Origin of the sequence: Leeuwenhoekiella sp. A16, from assembly GCF_047946675.1 — a bacterium.
Taxonomy (GTDB): Bacteria; Bacteroidota; Bacteroidia; order Flavobacteriales; family Flavobacteriaceae; genus Leeuwenhoekiella.
The window spans coordinates 2,610,042-2,630,584 of record NZ_CP172313.1 but is presented as its reverse complement, the minus strand read 5'-3'; the positions used below and the strand labels follow the sequence as shown (position 1 = coordinate 2,630,584).

Annotated in this window: 17 protein-coding genes; 9 read left to right on the top strand and 8 right to left on the bottom strand. The window is 37.9% G+C overall.

Annotated features, from left to right (window positions below; genetic code table 11):
* Window positions 1-139: 139 nt before the first annotated feature.
* The 5 genes from ACH3O9_RS11555 to ACH3O9_RS11535 all read left to right on the top strand — a co-directional run bounded on the left by ACH3O9_RS11555 (window position 140) and on the right by ACH3O9_RS11535 (window position 6,980).
* Entirely contained in the window at window positions 140-841 is a 702-nt protein-coding gene (locus ACH3O9_RS11555; RefSeq protein WP_416440558.1) for a DUF4197 domain-containing protein, read from the top strand.
* 9 nt (window positions 842-850) lie between these two features.
* Window positions 851-1,831, top strand: a complete 981-nt coding sequence (locus tag ACH3O9_RS11550; RefSeq protein WP_416440556.1) for a carbohydrate kinase family protein — start codon at window positions 851-853, stop codon at window positions 1,829-1,831.
* Window positions 1,832-2,140: 309 nt separating this feature from the next.
* Window positions 2,141-5,164, top strand: a complete 3,024-nt coding sequence (locus ACH3O9_RS11545; protein ID WP_416440554.1) for a SusC/RagA family TonB-linked outer membrane protein — start codon at window positions 2,141-2,143, stop codon at window positions 5,162-5,164.
* 10 nt (window positions 5,165-5,174) lie between these two features.
* Complete coding sequence (locus ACH3O9_RS11540; protein WP_416440552.1) at window positions 5,175-6,539, top strand: RagB/SusD family nutrient uptake outer membrane protein; 1,365 nt, start codon at window positions 5,175-5,177, stop codon at window positions 6,537-6,539.
* 252 nt (window positions 6,540-6,791) lie between these two features.
* Window positions 6,792-6,980, top strand: a complete 189-nt coding sequence (locus tag ACH3O9_RS11535) for a Lacal_2735 family protein (RefSeq protein ID WP_416440550.1) — start codon at window positions 6,792-6,794, stop codon at window positions 6,978-6,980.
* 100 nt (window positions 6,981-7,080) lie between these two features.
* On the opposite strand, the gene pyrF is transcribed toward ACH3O9_RS11535, so the two are convergent.
* Together pyrF and prfA are read right to left on the bottom strand one after the other, a co-directional pair.
* On the bottom strand, window positions 7,081-7,905 hold the full coding sequence (gene pyrF, locus ACH3O9_RS11530) for an orotidine-5'-phosphate decarboxylase (RefSeq protein WP_416440548.1): 825 nt from the start codon (window positions 7,903-7,905) through the stop codon (window positions 7,081-7,083).
* A 10-nt stretch (window positions 7,906-7,915) separates the two neighbouring features.
* Window positions 7,916-8,992 (bottom strand): peptide chain release factor 1, encoded by a 1,077-nt coding sequence (gene prfA, locus ACH3O9_RS11525; RefSeq protein ID WP_416440546.1) that lies wholly within the window; start codon window positions 8,990-8,992, stop codon window positions 7,916-7,918.
* Window positions 8,993-9,158: 166 nt separating this feature from the next.
* Between prfA and ACH3O9_RS11520 the strand changes: the two genes are divergently transcribed.
* A complete protein-coding gene (locus tag ACH3O9_RS11520) occupies window positions 9,159-9,650 on the top strand; it encodes a peptide-methionine (S)-S-oxide reductase (protein ID WP_416440544.1) in 492 nt (163 codons plus the stop codon).
* On the opposite strand, the gene ACH3O9_RS11515 is transcribed toward ACH3O9_RS11520, so the two are convergent.
* The 4 genes from ACH3O9_RS11515 to ACH3O9_RS11500 all read right to left on the bottom strand — a co-directional run bounded on the left by ACH3O9_RS11515 (window position 9,645) and on the right by ACH3O9_RS11500 (window position 14,985).
* Complete coding sequence (locus ACH3O9_RS11515; RefSeq protein WP_416440542.1) at window positions 9,645-10,382, bottom strand: hypothetical protein; 738 nt, start codon at window positions 10,380-10,382, stop codon at window positions 9,645-9,647. The genes ACH3O9_RS11520 and ACH3O9_RS11515 overlap by 6 nt on opposite strands.
* Before the next feature lie 130 nt (window positions 10,383-10,512).
* Window positions 10,513-11,439: a DUF3078 domain-containing protein gene (locus ACH3O9_RS11510; protein WP_416440540.1), complete on the bottom strand. Its 927-nt coding sequence runs from the start codon at window positions 11,437-11,439 to the stop codon at window positions 10,513-10,515.
* Window positions 11,440-11,542: 103 nt separating this feature from the next.
* Window positions 11,543-12,721 (bottom strand): AIR synthase related protein, encoded by a 1,179-nt coding sequence (locus ACH3O9_RS11505; protein ID WP_416440538.1) that lies wholly within the window; start codon window positions 12,719-12,721, stop codon window positions 11,543-11,545.
* A gap of 83 nt (window positions 12,722-12,804) precedes the next feature.
* On the bottom strand, window positions 12,805-14,985 hold the full coding sequence (locus ACH3O9_RS11500) for a glutamine synthetase III (protein ID WP_416440536.1): 2,181 nt from the start codon (window positions 14,983-14,985) through the stop codon (window positions 12,805-12,807).
* 195 nt (window positions 14,986-15,180) lie between these two features.
* Between ACH3O9_RS11500 and ACH3O9_RS11495 the strand changes: the two genes are divergently transcribed.
* Window positions 15,181-16,197, top strand: a complete 1,017-nt coding sequence (locus tag ACH3O9_RS11495; protein ID WP_416440534.1) for a glutamine synthetase beta-grasp domain-containing protein — start codon at window positions 15,181-15,183, stop codon at window positions 16,195-16,197.
* Between the two features lie 153 nt (window positions 16,198-16,350).
* On the opposite strand, the gene ACH3O9_RS11490 is transcribed toward ACH3O9_RS11495, so the two are convergent.
* On the bottom strand, window positions 16,351-17,304 hold the full coding sequence (locus tag ACH3O9_RS11490) for a calcium/sodium antiporter (RefSeq protein ID WP_416440532.1): 954 nt from the start codon (window positions 17,302-17,304) through the stop codon (window positions 16,351-16,353).
* A 45-nt stretch (window positions 17,305-17,349) separates the two neighbouring features.
* Window positions 17,350-18,192, bottom strand: coding sequence for a dihydropteroate synthase (folP, locus tag ACH3O9_RS11485; protein ID WP_416440530.1), 843 nt, complete (start codon window positions 18,190-18,192; stop codon window positions 17,350-17,352).
* Between the two features lie 66 nt (window positions 18,193-18,258).
* Here folP and ACH3O9_RS11480 point away from each other — a divergent pair, with 66 nt between their 5' ends.
* A complete protein-coding gene (locus ACH3O9_RS11480) occupies window positions 18,259-18,810 on the top strand; it encodes a DUF1599 domain-containing protein (RefSeq protein ID WP_416440528.1) in 552 nt (183 codons plus the stop codon).
* Window positions 18,811-18,832: 22 nt separating this feature from the next.
* On the top strand, window positions 18,833-20,542 hold the full coding sequence (locus tag ACH3O9_RS11475) for a BT_3928 family protein (protein WP_416440526.1): 1,710 nt from the start codon (window positions 18,833-18,835) through the stop codon (window positions 20,540-20,542).
* Window position 20,543 lies beyond the last annotated feature (1 nt).

Sequence of the window (20,543 nt, the reverse complement as noted above, 5' to 3'; positions counted from 1 at the left end):
GATTTTTTAGTTTTTCATTATGAATATTGAAGATGATTGTTTTTGTAACTTATAAATAAATTAGTTTTCTGTGAAATAGGATGGTAGTTCCTGCCTTCTAATTTTCATATATTTACTTTAAACCCCTAAAAATTATTAAATGAAGAAAATCTTTGCCGTGATGGCTATACTCGTGTTAAGCAGTTGTGCAGAATTACAATCTGTAGTTGATAATCTGCCCTCACAAACGGGAATTGATAATAACACTATTGCAGCTGGTTTAAGACAAGCTCTTGATAAAGGAATTGAAGAGCAGGTGACAAAACTCACAAAAACCGATGGCTTTTATAAAAACGAGTTGGTAAAGATTCTCTTACCTGAAGAATTACAAAAAGTTGATAAAACATTGCGCAGCATTGGTCTTAGCAGTCTTGCTGATGAAGGTCTAAAAATACTCAACAGAGCTGCAGAAGATGCGGTGGGTGAAGCTACTCCTATTTTTGTAAATGCAGTTAAAGGCATCACTTTTACAGATGCCCGTAATATATTATTAGGCGATGATCGCTCTGCTACCAGTTACCTGGAAACACGCACAAAAGATGAGCTTTATGCAAAATTTAACCCGGTGATACAGCAATCTTTTAATAAAGTGGGTGCAGATAAGATCTGGGAAAACCTGATCAACAGATATAACCAGATACCACTAACAAACAAGGTAAATCCTGACCTGACAGATTATGTGACGCAACAGGCTTTACAGGGAGTGTATACCATGATAGCCGTAGAAGAAAAAGATATACGTACCTCTGTAGCAGCACGCAGTACAGACCTACTGCGTAAGGTATTTGCACTTCAAGATTAAAACAATATTATGCCAGACCAACTTAAAATAGTAGTAGCGGGACCTATACCCAGAGATACCATATCAACTTATGAAAATGATATAATCACCAGATATGGTTGTGTGACTCACCCCGTTATTGCACTATCTAAGTTGCTTGATACAAATGGATCTGTAGTTCCCGTTTCTAATATTCATAAAAAGGATGAAGAATTTATTCATAATGAATTTGCAGGTTATGATAACATTGATCTTAAAGGAGTAAATGCAGAAGAAGATCGAGGCACGGTAATTTTTCTTGATTTTAAAGATCAGAATAACCGCGAAGAAAAGCAACTGGCATGCATGAACCCAATAATGCCAAAGCATATAGCAGATCATCTTGATGCAGATGCTTTTGTTTTTGTACCCATTACAGATTTTGAGATTTCCCTAAGCACATTGCGTTATATTCATGAGAACAGCAAAGGTAAAATTATCTTTGACGCTCATGGTGCTACTACCTCTATGGATGTTAAAGGCCACAGACATAGAAAATTCTGGATAGACAGAGATGAATGGCTTCCCTATATAGATGTGCTTAAAATGAATCTTGAAGAATCTCAGTGTATGTGGTTCAATAATGAATATGAAGGTGATATACCTTCTATCTATGACGAAAATCATACGAGTCATCTTGATGATCTTGCTGAACATGTGCTCGATAAGGGAGTTTCCTTTTTTTATGTAACAATGGATTCACGAGGCTGTATACTCTATCATAAGAACGGCGGTAAAACTGCAAAAGAATGGATTGCATCTGTTCCTGTAGCAAAAGTGGTTGACACAACCGGCTGCGGTGACTCATTTGCCGGCGGTCTTGCTTATGGCTTCGCTAAATACAACGATCCCATAAAAGCTGGGCAATATGCTAATATTCTGGGCGCACGAAGAACTCAGGGCAAGAACTGGGATGTATTTAAAAGCGCAGAAGAGACTGAGCAAATAAGACTTGATAATTACGAAGTATAATTAAGTTTCCAAACAGCTCTCTACCGTCTCTTACTTAAAATTTTAACCTACAACGTTTTAGCTTTATGACTTTCAATTTCCAGCATTAATTTATGCTGTAAATTTTCATATCCACAATATTCTTCACAATAATTAATAAAAAGAGAATTTTTACAATCTCCTTACTTTCTACCCTTCCGCTCCAGCCTACCCAATTAACACTCTATTAATATAGTTGCTATTTATGATAAATTTTCTTTGTGGGTCTTTTGCCGATCTCACAAATCGCTAATCATATTAATAATCTTAAATAATTAATTCTACTAATTTATGGAGCGTAAAAAACTACTTCTAATTTTTAGCTTTTTTCTCTTCCTATCTGGTATTTCCTTTGCTCAGCAAAGAGAGATCACGGGTACGGTTAATGATGAACAAGGCATGCCCCTTCCCGGCGTTAATATCTCTATACAGGGTACTAATACAGGAACACAAACAGATTTTGACGGAAATTTTAGTATAACTGCCGCTACCGGCGATGTATTAGAATTTTCATTTTTAGGTTTTACCACAGCGGTAAGCACAGTGGGTTCATCTGATGTTCTCAATATCACTCTTGGTGAAGATACAGCCGTACTTGACGAAGTTGTTGTTGTAGGTTATGGAACGCAAAGCAAGCGTACACTTACTGATAATATTGTGAAGCTAACCGCTGAAGATATTGATGAAGTGCCAGTCTCAAATTTTCAGAGTGCACTGGTAGGTAAAGCCGCGGGTGTGCAAATCACTCAAACTAACGGAAAAGTTGAAGGTGGTCTTAATATACGTGTACGCGGGGCATCAAGTATTTCTGCAGGAACGCAACCCTTATATGTACTTGACGGGATCCCTTTGTATAACGCAGACGAATCTAATAATGGCTCGCCCACTAACCCATTGCTTACTTTAAGTCCTAACGAAATTGAATCTATAGAAATATTAAAAGATGCATCATCTGCTGCTATCTATGGTTCAAGAGGTGCAAATGGTGTTGTAATTATAACCACAAAAACGGGTAAAGAAGGTAATGCTAAATTCTCTGTAAACGTTTCTCATGGTTTTAGTAAACCAACCAACAAAAGAGACTTCTTAAATGCAGACCAATATATAGAGCTATTTACAGAAGCGGCTTTAAATGTTGCCGATACAGAATTTGGAAGTGACGCTGCCGCGTTAGATTATATTGAAGGTACATTTGATTACCTGGCCAACGATACAGACTGGAGAAACAGAGAATATGATGTAAACTGGCAAGATCAGGCATTTCAAAATGGGTCTGTTTCAGATGGAGATTTTTCAGTTTCTGGTGGTACTGCAAATACGACCTACTTTTTCTCTGGTGCTGTTAATGATACTAAAGGTATTATTAAAGGGAATAATCTACAGCGTTTTAATGTGCGTACTAATGTTACTCACAAATTTGGTAAAGTATTCAATACGGGAATGAGTTTGAGTTATTCCAGAACTGAAATTGATCGTATTGCAAATGACAATGCTTTTGTAACACCTTTACAGGCAATTGCACTTCCGCCTATTTCGCCAGCATATCTTGAAGATGGTTCTCCTAATCCTAATACCATTTATCCCAACTTTTTATTACAGGATGCAAATGCATTTTACAACACGTTGATAAGAAGATTAAATGGTCGTGTTTTTGGTGATCTGGAAATCTTGCCCGGTTTTAAAGCAAACGCAAATTTTGCCTATGATATGTATTACCAGACAGAAGACAGATTTACAGGTAGAAACGCACCTTTTCAGTCAACAAATGGTGAAGTTTTTGCAAGCAGCGTAAATGCAGAGAATTATATTCTTTCAAACTATTTGAGCTACGATAAGCAATTTGGAGACTCACACACTTTGGGCTTAACTGCCGGTGTAGAACTTAATGAAACTACAAGAAGATACGAGAGTGTAACTTCTAATCAGTTTCCTTCAGATGATTTTCAAACCGTTAGTGGCGGTGCCGAAGTGGTAGCTGGTGAAGGTTCAAAAACCGGATATTCATTTTTCTCTTATTTCGCCAGAGCAACATATGATTATGCAAACAAGTACCTGTTTAAAGCGAGTGTGAGAAGAGATGGTTCTTCAAAATTTGGTGCAAACAACAGGTATGGAACATTCTCAGCATTATCTGCCGGATGGGTGCTGTCTGAAGAAGATTTTCTGAGTGATTCTTCGGTTCTTAATTATCTAAAAATTAGAGGTAGCTGGGGACAAACCGGAAATGCTGATATAGGTAATTTCCCTTCGCGTTATTTATTTGGAGCTATATCATTCAATCAACGTCCGGGTATTTCATTAACGCAGCCGGGCAACCCTGATCTTACATGGGAAACTACAGATCAAACTGATATTGGGATAGAATACGGCTTTTTTAATAACAGAATTTCTGGTGAAATTGACTATTACAAGAAAAAAACAGACGGTCTGTTATTTAATGTTCCCTTGATACCCAGTTCTGGTGCGGCAACATTAAGTAGCAATATAGGCGCTCTGGATAATACAGGTTTTGAATTTGTACTGAACACCAAAAACTTTCAACGCGATGATTTCACCTGGTCTACAAGTTTAAATTTCGCCTACAATAAAAACGAAATTAAGTCTCTGCCAAATGACAATAATGATATTGTAAGCGGGCAGAATATTAACAGAGTAGGCGAAAGTGTAAATTCATTTTACATTATTGAATATGCCGGTGTAGATCCTGCTAATGGTGATGCTTTGTATTACACGAACACACCAAATGAAGACGGAAGCTTAAGCAAGGAAACCACGACTAATCCCAATGATGCGAGACGAATAGTTGCAGCCAGTCCTTTTCCAGATTGGTACGGTGGTATAACGAACAATATCAATTTTAAGGACTTTGATTTCTCGTTCACTTTTCAGGGAGAATTTGGTGCTTCTATTTATAATGGTGGTGGTCGTTTTCAATCTGCCAGTGCAGACTATTTTGATAACCAGACCTTAGATCAATACACAGACAGATGGCAGAATCCCGGTGATGTGACAGATGTTCCTCAGGCACGTTTATTTGGTGCTAATGGTACAGCACAATCTACACGCTATCTTGACGAAAGTGATTTCATTAGACTTAGAAATATAACTCTTGGGTATTCATTGCCTCAGGAAGTGATTGATCGATATGGTTTTACTAACATACGAGTTTACATCACAGGGGTAAATCTAGCAACTATTACAAACTATGGTGGTTTTGATCCTGAAGCCAGAAGTGATGCCGGTGGCGTAGGGCAGGAATTCTACTCTTCTCCTCCCGCTAAAACACTTTCTGTAGGACTAAATGTAAACTTCTAAAAAGACAACTATGAAAAATATAAACATACTTTTTTATGTCATTTTTATAAGCCTTACCGCGGTAAGCTGTGATAATGACCTGGAAATTGAACCGCAGCAGGATATAGATGGTTCATTAGCACTTGCTAATGAGCAAAATCTTGACGCTCTGCGGTTAGGAATATATGATGAATCTGGCCAGAGCGCAAGTTATGGTGGTTATTTACAGATCACTAATGATCTCTTAGGCACAGATGATCAGGTTACCTGGGACGGTACATATATTCAGCCAAGACAATATATACAAAAGAGTGTTTTAATAGATAATTCTTTTGTAGGAGATACATGGGCCAATGCTTATGAAAGCATAAACCAGGCAAATCTAATCGTAGATAATCTTGATGTTATTGAGAGCGGTGAAGACACGCGTGACCGTATTGAAGGAGAGGCGAAATTTTTACGTGCATTAAATTACTTTGATCTGGTGCGACTATGGGCGTTGCCATATGAAGGAGGCGAAACAAATTCTCAACCCGGAGTACCACTGCGTTTAATAGGTTATGAAGATTACTCACAACCACTACCCGCTTCACGAGCTACAGTAGAAGAAATTTATACTCAGGTATTAAGTGACCTCGATGATGCCTATAACATGCTTCCCGAATATAACGATGTTTTTGCAGATAAATATGCAGCCCAGGCTTTGCGCGCCAGAGTCTACTTACAAATGGATCGCTTTGCAGATGCTCGTGATGCTGCAAATGATGTTATTAAGAACAGCGACAATGAGCTAACAAATAGTTTTGCGCAGGCATTTAACAATGATGCAGATTCTTCTGAAGACGTTTTTGATTTTCAGGTAACTAATCAAACGGGAAGTAATTCATTGAACACATTTTATGCCTCTCAGGATAATGGTGGTCGTGGTGGTGATATTGCCATCAATCCAGAATATATGGCTCTATTTGATGATCCTGCAAATGATCAACGGGCAAGCTTCTTTGTAATAGGAGACAGAGGATCTGACCTTACGGCGAAATACACCAATCAATTTGCTAATATCCCCATAATTCGTTTAGCTGAAATGTATCTAATACGTGCAGAAGGCAATTTAAGATTGGGTACCCTTGTGGGTAATGCTCCGCTGGCAGATGTTAATATGATAAGAATGCGCTCTAATGCATCACCGCTTTTAGGATCTCTTACTGTAGACGACATTTTACTAGAGCGTCAGTTAGAATTAGCTTTTGAAGGATTCCTATTACAGGATATCAAAAGAACTCAGGGTATGGTAGGTTCCCTTAACTATGATGATCCATCTTTGGTTTTACCTATACCACAAAATGAAATGGACACTAATACTGACATAGCCCAAAACCCGGGTTACGGATCTTAAATAAAAATGTTTATTCATATGCAAAAACCGGCCATGAGCCGGTTTTTGTGTTTTAGGATCTTGATTAAAAAATGAACTGGAAGTATTCTTAAAAAATCGGTTAAAAATACTAAAAATCGCATTTTAAAGCTAAAAACCGTATTACGTCGATAAATTTAAACACTTCATCGTATTTCTATAGAAATAAAACTGCAATTTATGCATTCATTTATTATTCAATATTTTGGTAATAGAATTCAAAACATGAAGACCATGCCAACAAAATTGAACGTGCGCCAATTAGAACAAGAGTATAAAAGCGCTTTAGAAAATGCCTACAATTTGCAGTATACTGCACCATCAGAAAGTGATTATTTCACCTTTGAAGCAGAGCAGTTATATAAACAAATATTGCTTTTAGATGCTGCAGGAGACCAAAATACTATGGAGGTAATTGCTTAAGGTAAGTAGTTAAATTAGAAGTAATTTCTGAAAATACATTTCAGATTAGATTTCATGTGCTGTTACGAAGTAAAAGGCTTAAAAACTAAACAGCACCCTCTTAATGACTAGCTGCTAATATAGCAGCCATCTCTTCCTGTAATGCAGCAGCCTTAGCAGCAGCAGCCTCAGCAAAATCCGCTTTCGCGGATGCGTAGATAATACCACGTGATGAGTTTATAAGCAGACCTACGTTCTGGTTCATACCATATTTACACACATCATGCAAGTTTCCGCCTTGAGCTCCCACACCGGGAACTAAGAGAAAAGAATCAGGTACTATATTTCTAATATCTGCCAGATACTCCGCTTTTGTAGCACCTACTACATACATCAAATTCTCACTGTTTTTCCAGGTTTTTGATGTTTTTAGAACGGTTTTATATACTTCTGCGTCGTTTTTTAGATCTTTGGTCTGAAAATCGAATGCACCGGGATTAGACGTAAGCGCGAGCATAATTGTATGCTTTTCTTGAAAAGCTAAAAATGGCTCTACAGAATCTCTCCCCATATAAGGCGCGACCGTAATAGAATCAAAACCCAGATCTTCAAAAAAGGCTTTAGCATACATTGTAGATGTGTTGCCTATGTCGCCTCTTTTTGCATCTGCTATTGTAAATATCTCGGGATAATTTTTATTGAGATAATCTATTGTTTTTTTAAGCGCAGACCAGCCTTTTAACCCATAAGCCTCATAAAAAGCTGTATTGGGTTTATAAGCCACGGCTACCTTGTGAGTAGCATCAATAATCGCCTTATTAAAGGCAAAAATCGGGTCTTCTTCTTCTAAAAGCTGCTTGGGTATTTTATCCAGATCAACATCGAGACCAATACATAAAAATGATTTTTTTGCTTTGATCTGTTCTACTAGTTGCGCTGTGGTCAAGGTTTAGGTTTTAGAAGGTTTCGCCTGTTTCTTTAAGTTTCTCGGTATTATTTACAAGTTGCAGTTCGTCAACTATTTTCTGAATATCTCCATCTATAATATTAGACAAGTCATACAAAGTAAGGTTGATACGGTGATCTGTAACCCTTCCCTGCGGATAGTTATATGTACGTATTTTTGCACTTCTGTCACCGCTGGTAACCATAGAACCACGCTTTAAAGCATCTTCTTCCTGCTTCTTGGCAAGCTCCATATCGTATAAACGTGAACGCAGTACTCTAAAGGCTTTCTCTTTGTTCTTGTGCTGTGATTTTTGATCCTGACATTGCGCCACAAGACCTGTAGGCATATGCGTTAAACGCACGGCAGAGTAAGTCGTGTTTACAGATTGCCCACCAGGACCTGACGAACAGAAATAATCTATACGCACATCTTTAGGGTCTATCTCAACATCAAATTCTTCAGCCTCAGGAAAAACCATTACTGTAGCGGCACTTGTATGCACACGGCCTTGTGTTTCTGTTTGCGGTACGCGCTGCACGCGGTGTACACCTGCTTCATATTTTAAAGTACCGTACACATCATCACCTGTGATCTCAAATTGTATCTCTTTAAAACCACCACTCGTACCTTCATTAAAATCTACTGTAGATGTTTTCCAGCCTTTGCTCTCGCAATATTTAGTATACATTCTATACAGGTCACCGGCAAAAATACTGGCCTCGTCACCACCGGTTCCCGCACGTATCTCCATCACGGCATTTTTAGAATCTTCAGGATCTTTAGGTACGAGCATCATCCTTATCTTTTCTTCAAGAGCAGGTAAAGCGCTTTTTGCTTCTTCAAGCTGCATCTTTGCCATTTCTACCATCTCTGCATCGCTACCGTCTGCAATTATCTCTTCGGCCTCTGTGATACGCTCTGTATGTTCTACATAAATCTCACGCTCGTTCATGAGAGCACGCAAGTCTTTATATTCCTTATTAAGTTCTATATAACGCTTTTGATCGCTTATAACATCAGGCTGTATAATGAGGTCACTTACCTCATCAAAACGCTGTTTTACAATATTTAATTTTCCTAGCATGTATTCTGTAATAGTCTGCGAATTTACACAATTTTAAACGATTTTATTAATGCTTTGTTGAGTGATACACTTTCTATTTTAGCTTAAGCGAAAGTTAAAAAAGTGGCTTATTATAAGGAAATATCGGTTTTTACGACCAAAAATCAGATCTGGAAATCTAAAATTCATGCAACAAAAAATAGGTTTAGGCGGCGGTTGTCATTGGTGTACTGAAGCCGTTTTTCAGCAAATTAATGGTGTTGCCCATGTTGAGCAGGGATATATCGCGTCTGTCGCTGCAGAAAATCGCCTTTCTGAAGCAATAATCGTTCATTTTGACCCAAAAATCGTTTCGCTTAAAGCGATAATTCAGATTCATTTAAGCACACACAAATCGCAATCTGATCATAGTTTTAGAACCAAATACAGGTCTGCCGTTTATTATTTTAATGAAGATGACGCTGCTAAATGCGAAAAAATTCTTGCTACTATTCAACTGGCCAGCGAGGAGCCTATTATCACTCAGATTTTACCTTTTAATTATTTTGAACCCAGCAGAGAAAGCATTCAGGATTATTACAAGAAGAATAAAAACGCTCCTTTTTGTGAGCGCTACATAAAACCGAAGCTTCTTTTACTACAAGAAAACTACTCCGGTCATCTCAAACAAAAATTATAGCTTTTTATCTATCATCTCATATTGATAGAATTCTTCCCGGGCATCTTGTGTATTGAGACCATAGTTGAGTAGAAGACCACCGGCTGCAATAAAAAACAGGCGATCAATATAGTAAAGCTCTTCCTGACCAAAGTAATATGCAAATAGTGCCGCAATATCTGAAAAGATAAAAGCCAGCGTTAGAAACAGATAAACAAGAGAGCGATTGCTGTTATACTTATTGTTATTTATAACCGCAGCCACAGCGATTATTATAAGTAAAGCCCCATATAAATAGAACAAAGCAATCTCAAAATTATCATTAAATGTGTGGCTCAACATGCCCATGAGCATGTAAAGTGTATAGGTATTAGCCAGAACAAGTAAAGCCGTAATCCCAATAATAACAGGTTTAAAGCTCATATTGCTAACCCTGGGCAGGCGATCTTTAAGTATGTAGAAATAAGCAAGTGAGCCCAAACCTAAATAGAATTTGTAGCCCCAGGAAAATTCATAAAACTGAAAGAATATATCTTTAAGAAGTAAAACAGATAGCGCTATGGTGATCCACTTATTTTTTTGCCCGTTAGCCAGCAAATAATACGTTAGAAAAAATGCTATTGAGCATAATCTCACTAACCGGCTTATTTGCAAATTGCCCATAGCTATTGCTACAAGATTTACCAGAACTAAAAAAGAAGTAAGGTAAATGAGCGAATTTCTGTTTCTGGGATACGAAGTAATTTTCATCATTGGCTTAAAATAATAACAAATGATTTTAGGGTACAATATTTACGAAAAATACTGCAACAGGGTTTTCAGAACTAAAGCCTTAGAATTTTAGAACCGAAAAAATATTTTAGAATTTAAATCTGGGAGAAAGTTAAAAGTCTACGATCACACCTATGCCTAACTGCTGTTTCCATTGCGTACGGGGACCAACATCTACCTGATCGCCTTCGGCATTTGTCTCTGTGATCTTCACATCATTATCGTATTTAAGATGTGAACCCAATTTTGCTACAACAAAGGTGTTTACTTTAAAATTGAAATTTACTTCCCAGTCCACATCAATGTTGCCAAAACTATTTAGATAATCTGTGTAGAGATTTATAGAATTTGTGAGGTTAATATTATCCATCACCTGAGCTTTGTAAATACTGCTCAACAGAATACCAAGTTCACTACGCACATTTTGACCTTCTTTTATCACATTACCATCTTCATCCAGAACCGCTGGCTCAACACCAAAAGAACCGTTATTTGCCAGTTCCTGGTCGAGTACAAAAGTTGACTTATAAGTAAGCGGCGAAGTATAAACCGAAAGATTGTCTATGCGTTTCCCGTATTCTGCACCTACACCTAAAAATACATAACCGGGCGCCATGAATTGTGAAATAGGATCGTCTGTATTGGGGTATTTATAACCGTTTGTAAATTGTGTCTGGAAGCTGAATTGTGCAGAATAATACCAGTTTGATATGGTATCTGGTCTGTAACCAAAGTTAGACTTAAACTCAAGCATGTCGTCAGTTTTACGTACTTCTCGACCTTCCTGACTGTTTATACCATACCTTCCTGTAAAGCTGTTTTTCCACTTTGTATTAGCATCAAGATAATCTCGTCTTATAACGACTTCTGCTAAACCGGAAACCGAATTACTACCCCCCGAGTTCCAGTTTACAAATGCTACTTCACTAAGATCGAGACCTACGCGATTAGATTTCGTCCAGCGCAGCTGTCTTTGATATATTTTGTTCTGCTCGATCATTGTATTAATGATCTCTTCATTAATAGGCAGAGGAAACATGGAGTGTTGAGCAAATGTCTTTATTGATAGAATAAAGAATAAGGCTAGAAGGAGGTGTTTTTTTATTTTCAAGGCAACCTAAAATATTGGAATTATCTGTCTTTCAATACTCAAATATACCAAACTCACTTTTAATAGTAAGCTTTTTTGTGTTGGCAGTTTCCACTCTGCCTACTATCTGTGCATCGATATTAAATGATTTAGCTATTTCTATAATACTTTCAGCTAGAGAAGGATCTACATACAATTCCATTCTGTGGCCCATGTTAAAAACCTGGTACATTTCCTTCCAGTCTGTCCCGCTCTCTTCCTGTATTAATTTAAATAGCGGTGGTAATGCAAAAAGATTGTCTTTTATGATATGTAAGTTATTAACAAAATGCAGAATTTTTGTTTGTGCCCCGCCACTGCAGTGCACCATACCATGTATTTTAGCCTTGTCGAGTGTGCTAAGAATTTTCTTTATAACAGGGGCATACGTACGCGTGGGCGAAAGAACCAGCTTGCCCGCATCCAGCGGACTATTATCTACAGCATCAGTTAATTTTTTAGTTCCTGCATATACAAGATCTTCAGGCACTTCTGCATCAAAACTTTCAGGATACTCCTTGGCGAGGTATTTATCAAAAACGTCATGACGAGCAGAAGTAAGACCGTTGCTTCCCATTCCGCCATTATATTCTTTCTCGTAAGTAGCCTGACCAAATGAAGCAAGACCTACGATAACATCACCTTCAGCAATATTAGCATTGTCTATAACGTCTTCACGCTTTAAACGTGCAGTCACAGTAGAGTCTACAATAAGTGTGCGCACAAGATCACCCACATCTGCCGTTTCACCACCGGTACTTTTTATTATTACACCAAATTGAGCCAATTCTTCTATCAGCTCTTCGGTTCCATTTATAATAGCAGAAATTACCTCTCCCGGTATTCTGTTTTTGTTACGCCCTATAGTTGAAGAAAGCAAAATATTGTCTGTCGCACCTACACATAAGAGGTCGTCAATATTCATTATCAAAGCATCCTGAGCAATCCCTTTCCATACAGAAAGATCTCCGGTTTCCTTCCAATACATATATGCCAAAGAAGATTTTGTTCCTGCTCCATCAGCATGCATAACAAGACAATGATCCTGGTCTCCCGTAAGAAAATCGGGTATTATTTTACAAAAAGCCTGCGGAAAAAGGCCTTTATCAACATTTTTAATTGCATTATGAACGTCTTCTTTACCTGCTGAAACACCGCGCTGTGCGTACCTTTTTGAAATTTCCTGACTCATTACTCTTGAATATGCGGCAAAAGTAAGAAAATATTAAGCGAATGCTGCTCACTCTTTCTCTATCTGCCCTGTTTTAAAAAGTATTAGTTAAAAAGTAATTCTCTATATTTAGTAAGCGGCCAAAGTTTATCCTCAACCAGAAGTTCCAGTTTATCACAATGGTATCGTATCCCTTCAAAATAAGGTTTTACCTTAAGATTGTATGCAGCAGCCCGTTCTTGTAATTCTAGTTTGTTAGCTACTTTTCTGGCGTTTATCATATCTGTAATACCAGAATTGATCGCTACAATATGTTCAGAAATTAATTCAAGTAATTTGATCTGCTCTGCCGCATATTTTTTAAAGTCCTTCTCATAGATCGCTTTTAAACCCTGTACATTCTCAATAAGCAGATTTTGATAACGTATTGCAGTAGGTATAATGTGGTTTCTCGCAATATCACCTAAAACCCTGCTTTCTATCTGTAAACGCTTGATGTATTCTTCAATTTCTATTTCATGTCGCGCTTTCAGTTCGATCGCATTCATAACCCCCATCTCTTCATAAAGACTGATGGTTTTCTTGTCTAACTGAATTTTTAAAGCATCAGGAGTGGTTTTAATATTGCTCAATTTTCGCTTAACTGCTTCCTTTTCCCACGCATCACCATAACCATCACCCTCAAAACGTATCTTTTTTGATGCCTTTATATATTCTCGCAGAATATTAAAAATAGCATCGTCTTTTTTCATCCCTTTATTATCAATAAGCGCGTCTACTTCCTTCTTGAATTCTTTTAATTGTTTAGCCACAATTGTATTAAGCACCGTCATGGGGCGAGCACAGTTTGCTGTAGAACCCACAGCTCTCAATTCAAATTTATTCCCTGTAAAGGCGAAAGGTGAAGTACGGTTTCTGTCTGTATTATCCTGTAAAATTTCAGGTATTTTACCAACTACGTTAAGTTTTAGTTCTGTTTTTTCTTCGGGCGAAAGCTTACCCGCAGTAACTTTTTCAAGTTCGTTAAGCACTTCTGTAAGTTGCTTTCCTATAAAGACCGAAATTATTGCCGGTGGTGCCTCATTTGCGCCCAGACGATAATCATTAGAGACTGAAGCTACAGAAGATCGCACCAGTTCTTCATAATCATGAACCGCTTTTATCGTATTCACGAAAAATGTAAGAAACTGAAGGTTCTTCATGGGCGTAGTACCGGGACTCAACAGGTTTACACCGGTATTTGTACTCAACGACCAGTTATTGTGCTTCCCGCTGCCGTTTATGCCTTCGAAGGGTTTCTCATGAAACAAGACCTTAAAATTATGCTTCTCGGCGATCTTATCCATGAGATCCATGATCAACGAATTATGATCTACTGCAAGATTTACTTCTTCAAAAATTGGCGCAAGCTCATATTGATTAGGTGCAACTTCATTATGTCTTGTTTTAACGGGAATACCCAGATACATACATTCCTGCTCCAGATCACGCATAAAATTGAGCACTCTGGCCGGTATAGAACCAAAATAATGATCATCAAGCTGCTGCCCTTTTGCAGAAGTGTGTCCTAACAAGGTGCGCCCAGTTTGTGTAATATCTGGTCTTGATGCCGCTAAAGCGGAATCTATAAGAAAGTATTCCTGCTCCCACCCCAGGGTTGCGTTTACTTTCACCACAGACTTATCAAAGTATTTTACAACATTCGTCGCTGCTTCATCAAGAGCATTTAACGCTCTAAGCAATGGGGTTTTATTATCGAGTGCTTCACCGGTATAAGACACAAAAACGGTTGGTATGCATAAGGTCGTCCCTAAAATGAAAGCTGGTGATGTGGGATCCCAGGCGGTATAACCGCGCGCTTCAAACGTATTACGTATACCGCCATGAGGAAAAGAAGAAGCATCAGGTTCTTGCTGTACAAGTCTGCTGCCTTCAAATTTCTCTATGGGCGAACCGTCATGCAGAATATCAAAAAAAGCATCATGCTTCTCTGCCGTAGCCCCGGTAAGTGGCTGAAACCAATGTGTATAATGTGTTGCTCCTTTTTCTAAAGCCCACTGTTTCATTGCAGAAGCTATACCATCTGCCATTTTGCGGTCTATTTTAGATCCATTTTGTATAGCATCTTCAACCGCCTGCAGCGCATCTGCAGGAAGTGTTTGCCGCATTGCCGCTTTGTTGTAAACGCGCATTGCAAAAAGTTCTGATCGTTTCCCTTTCTCAGTGATTTCAATGGGTTTACGGGCCAAAACTTCACTTAAAGCAGCAAATCTGAGTGTTAACATCTTTATTAATTTTTATCAATTTAAAAAAAAGGTCCTGCAAAATTATAAGATTCCTTAACACACCCCCTATTTATACCCCTTTTATTAAAAAAAAAGTTATAAAATCATCAACACACCCCCTCAACTCGTATAGCAGGTTTCAAAGAAATAGTATATTTACTGTTCAATAATCGAAAAATTTAAAAATCAGCTGATATGGGCAAAGCAAAATTAGAATACATTTGGTTAGATGGTTATGAGCCAACTGCCAATTTGAGAAGTAAAACCAAGATTGAAGAAGACTTTAGCGGCAAACTTGAAGATTGCCCAATGTGGTCCTTTGATGGTTCTTCAACCAGACAAGCTGAAGGAGGTTCTTCAGATTGTTTATTAAAGCCTGTTGCTATATATCCAGATCCTGCTCGTAAAGATGGTTATCTGGTTATGACCGAAGTTTTAAGTGCAGATGGTACACCTCACCCATCAAATGCAAGAGCAACTATTGATGATGATGACAATGATTTCTGGTTCGGTTTTGAGCAAGAATATTTTATAATGGATAAAAGTACACAGTTACCTTTAGGTTTCCCTGTGGGAGGTTATCCAGGACCACAAGGCATGTACTACTGCTCTGTAGGCGGTAAAAACACACACGGCAGACAGTTTGTAGAAGAGCATGCAGATCTTTGCTTAGAAGCAGGTCTTACTTTTGAAGGTATAAACCAGGAAGTAGCAAGTGGCCAGTGGGAATTTCAACTTTTTGCAAAAGGAGCTAAAAAAGCCGGAGATGAAATCTGGGTAGCAAGATACTTACTACAACGTCTTACTGAAGATTACGGGTATTATATAGAATTTCACCCTAAACCTATTAAAGGTGACTGGAACGGTTCTGGTATGCACGCTAATTTCTCAAATACAACTTTACGTACTGCAGGTTCTAAAGATGTTTACGATACTATTTGTGAAGCTTTCCGCCCTGTAGTAAAAGAACACATTGCTGTTTACGGTGAGTTTAACGATCAACGTTTAACAGGACTTCACGAGACTGCATCAATACATGATTTCTCTTATGGAGTTTCAGACCGAGGTGCTTCTATTCGTATTCCTCTACTAGCAAAAGAAAGAGGATGGAAAGGATGGTTAGAAGATCGTCGCCCAGCGTCAAACGGAGATCCATACAAGATTGCCGGTCGTATTGTTAAAACAGTAAAAGAAGCTGAAGCTAAATTATAACAGAAGTTTCTTCTAAATATAAAACCCGCTTTTTAGATCTAAAAAGCGGGTTTTTTTATTGAAAATCGGGGGAATAATTTCTATTTATTAATTCCCTTCTTTATATTTTGAACCAAAGAATATCCTCCTGCAGCAGCTAAAAATCGGTTATTTTTAAGCGAAAATCAGCCCGATAAATACACAATACGCTGCAAAAAGTAAAAAGCCCTTCCACCTGCTCAATTCCATTTTTATGGGTAAAAAACCAAGTGGTAACAAGATTAAAGCGAAACCTATCAACCAGAATATATTCGTAGAAAGAATACTGGGATCAATTACATTTATAGGTGTGATCACTGCTGTTAAGCCTAAAACCGAGGCAATATTGAAGATATTAGAACCTATTAAATTTCCTAGCGAAATAGCTTTTTCCTTCTTTAAAGCTGCAATAACTGAAGCGGCAAGCTCAGGAACACTTGTGCCAATTGCAATAACGGTTACCGAGATCGCATAATCACTTACTCCCAAAGCCGAAGCCAACTCCTTCGCCCCTTTTACCAGAAATTCTGAACCAAAATATAAAGCTACTGCTCCTATTATGAGCCAGACAACAATTTTAAAATAGGAAGTTTTAGAAAGCCCATCGTCTATCTCATCATTTTGACCTTCTTCTGTGGGTCTCGCTTTTCTCGCTCGCTGAATTAAAAAATACAGATAAACACAAAGTGCGCCTAAAAGACCCAATCCCTCACTCCTGCTAATTACGTGATCGTTTTTTAGAATAAGATAAAGCGCAAGCGAAAACAAAACCATCACAGGCCAATTAAATCTAAAAAAATCATGATCAATACCCAGCGTCGATATTATTGCCGTTAAGCCTAAAACCAGACCAATATTAGCAATATTACTACCTATTACATTTCCTAAAGATATATCTGAAAAACCATCAAGCGCTGCTTGTAAACTCACTAATAATTCTGGTGTCGAAGTAGCAAATGAAACCACAGTGAGCCCAATTACCATTTTAGAAAGATTGAGCTTAAATGAAAGTCCTACAGAAGAGCGCACCAGGAATTCGCCACCTACGACAAGCAAAACCAAACCCAGCAACACGTAAAATACACTCATATTCTAAAATTTATCGCGCGAAGGTAATAAACTTAGACCAGTATGCTAAGATTCTGCTGGTACGCCTTTTAAGGCATTGTACAGTTTAACCGCTTCTACGGCAGGTTTTACATCATGCACTCTTAAAATAGATGCTCCTTTTTGCAAAGCAATTGTATTGAGAACAGTGGTACCGTTAAGTGCTTCCTCTATTTCTATGTGCAAGGTTTTGTAAATAAGTGATTTTCGTGATAAACCGGCAAGTACGGGAAGTTCTGCTATACCAAATAGTTCAAACTTATCTAGCATTTTAAAATTTTGCTTTATGTTTTTAGCAAAACCAAAACCGGGATCCAGAATTATATCATCAATCCCTGCTTCTCTGGCGGTTTTAATCCTTTCGCTAAAATAGAATAAAACCTCTTTTACAAGGTTGTCATAAGTATTCAGCTCTTTCATCGTTTGAGGTGTACCTCGCATATGCATAAGAATATAGGGCACTTTAAATATCGCTACAGTCGAGATCATATTTTCGTCAAGGAAACCGGCAGAAATATCATTAACAAGTGCGGCTCCTGCTTCTATCGTTTCCTTAGCAATTTTAGCACGAAAGGTATCTACAGAAATAAGAATTTCAGGAAACTCTTTTACAAGTAATTCTATTATAGGCACGATTCTAGCCAACTCAACCTCAACAGCAATATCATCTGCACCAGGTCGTGAACTGTATGCGCCTATGTCAATAAATGTAGCGCCATCAGTAAGCATTTTCTCTGTTTTAAGAAGTACATCTTTCTCATTCTTATAACTCCCGCCATCGTAAAACGAGTCTGGCGTGAGGTTAAGAATACCCATAACTCTGGGTATGTTTAAATCTATGAGTTTGCCTTTGCAATTAATGCTTGCCATTAAATAGTGTGGTGGTTTTTTATATTGATTATTTTAAGCGAAATTTACGCAAATTCTTATCTATTAATGAACCATACCTCAAAACAATATGATGCGGTAGTACTCATGTGCCGCGAGCTTTTTGAAAAAAAGATGAAAGATTACGGCAGTGCATGGCGCATACTAAGGTTGCCATCTCTTACAGACCAGATCTTTATAAAGGCACAGCGCATAAGAAGCCTGCAGCAAAATGAGGTTAGAAAAGTAAATGAAGGAGAAGCCGGTGAGTTTATAGGCATTATTAATTACTCAATAATGGCGCTTATTCAGCTTGAATTAGGAGTTGTAGATCAGCCCGACTTAAATGTAGAAAAGGCTTTAAAGGTCTATGATGAAAAAATTGCGCTCACAAAAGAGTTGATGGAAAATAAGAATCACGATTACGGGGAGGCTTGGCGCGAGATGCGTGTAAGTTCTTTAACAGACCTTATTCTGCAAAAGCTTTTACGTGTGAAGCAAATAGAAGACAATAAAGGAAAAACATTAGTTTCTGAAGGTATAGATGCCAATTATCAGGATATGATAAATTATTCGGTTTTTGCACTTATCTTGATGAATGAAGCTAAAGTAGAAGCATAGATCAATAACAGTAAATTACCTTATGAAATTTCTTATAGGCCTAACCAGGATATTTGTCGGGATTCTTTTTATTATTTCCGGCTTTATAAAGTTGAATGACCCTGTAGGATTCTCATATAAATTGCAGGAATATTTTAGCCCCGGCGTTCTCAATCTTGAGTTTTTGAGTCCGTTTGCTTTAGGTATTGCGATCATTCTGGTGATTTTAGAATTAGTATTGGGTATCGCATTGATCATAGGTTATATGAAGCGTATAACGCTATGGTTACTATTGCTCATGATCCTGTTTTTTACCTTTCTTACCTTCTATTCTGCATATTTTAATAAAGTTACAGACTGCGGTTGTTTTGGCGATGCTTTACCACTTACACCGTGGCAGTCATTTACAAAAGATGTAGTACTTCTCATTCTTATTTTATTGCTGTTCTCTAATAGCAAGTATATTAAACCTTTCTTTACAAATTTTGGCCGTGCGCTTATAATTTTCATCTCATTTATTGGCTGTCTTGCTTTTGGTTATCATGTTCTTATGCATTTACCTACGTTTGACTTTAGACCTTATAAAATAGGAACCAACATTACAGATGCAATGCAGGTTCCTGATGATGCGCCTAAAGCAATTTTTGATTATAACTGGAAGTTTGAAGTTGATGGTGAAGAAAAAATAATCACGACTTCTGGCAGCTATCCTGATGTGAATGGAAAATTTATAAGTGTAGAAACAGATGAAATACAAGCCGGATATTTACCTCCTGTGCACGATTTTACCATAGAAAAGGGAGATATTGATCATACAGAGCGGTTTTTAAACACGCCAAATCTGGTTGTAATTGTAGCGTATAGTATTGACAAAACAGAATGGAACGGGTGGCCAAATATTAAAGAACTTACAGATGAAGCCCTGAAAAAAGGTTACGAGGTTATTGGCCTTACTGCTTCGGGAGCTAAAAATGTGGAGAACTTAAAGGAAAAGCAAAAATTAAACTTCGATTTTTATTTTACAGATGAGACTGCGCTTAAAACCATAGTACGCAGCAATCCGGGGATATTGGTTTTAAATTCCGGGACCATATTGCAAAAAAAGCACTGGAATGACGCAGATAGGATCGTTCTCGATAATCTGGATACAGCAAAGCCACAGCTTGATCTTTCGCTTAAGCAAAAACTGGATAGCATTTCTAAATATGACACCTATTACCGCCCATTACTACAAACTCCAGTTGAAGAAAGAGAAGCATTAGGTATTAAACTTGGTCTAGATCCTGAAGATTATACCGGTGACCTGTATAAAAAGCAGGAAATGCTAGATACAAGCAATTTAAAGATCGTAAAGAATATTTTGGATAATTTAGGCTATCCCGGGAAGGATCTGGTGGGCGAACCTACAAATCTGGTCGCATATGAGGTCATAAAACACAATCCGGATCAGATCGACTATTACCTGCCTATGATAAAAAAAGCGGCGCAAGATGGCCAACTACCATTCACGCTTGCCGCCACTATGGAAGACCGTTATCTTATGAATCAGGGTAAAGAGCAGATCTACGGTACACAAGCACAAATAACTGCTGCTAACGGCATTTTTATTTGGCCGGTGCAAGATCCTGAAAACGTAAATAAAAGACGCAAGGAAGCGGGTTTTACAACGACCATAGAAGAGTATGCTAAAGAATTACTGGGTGATACGCACGAGTATAAAGCTTTAGCTCTTGCAGATATTCAGCGACTATAAT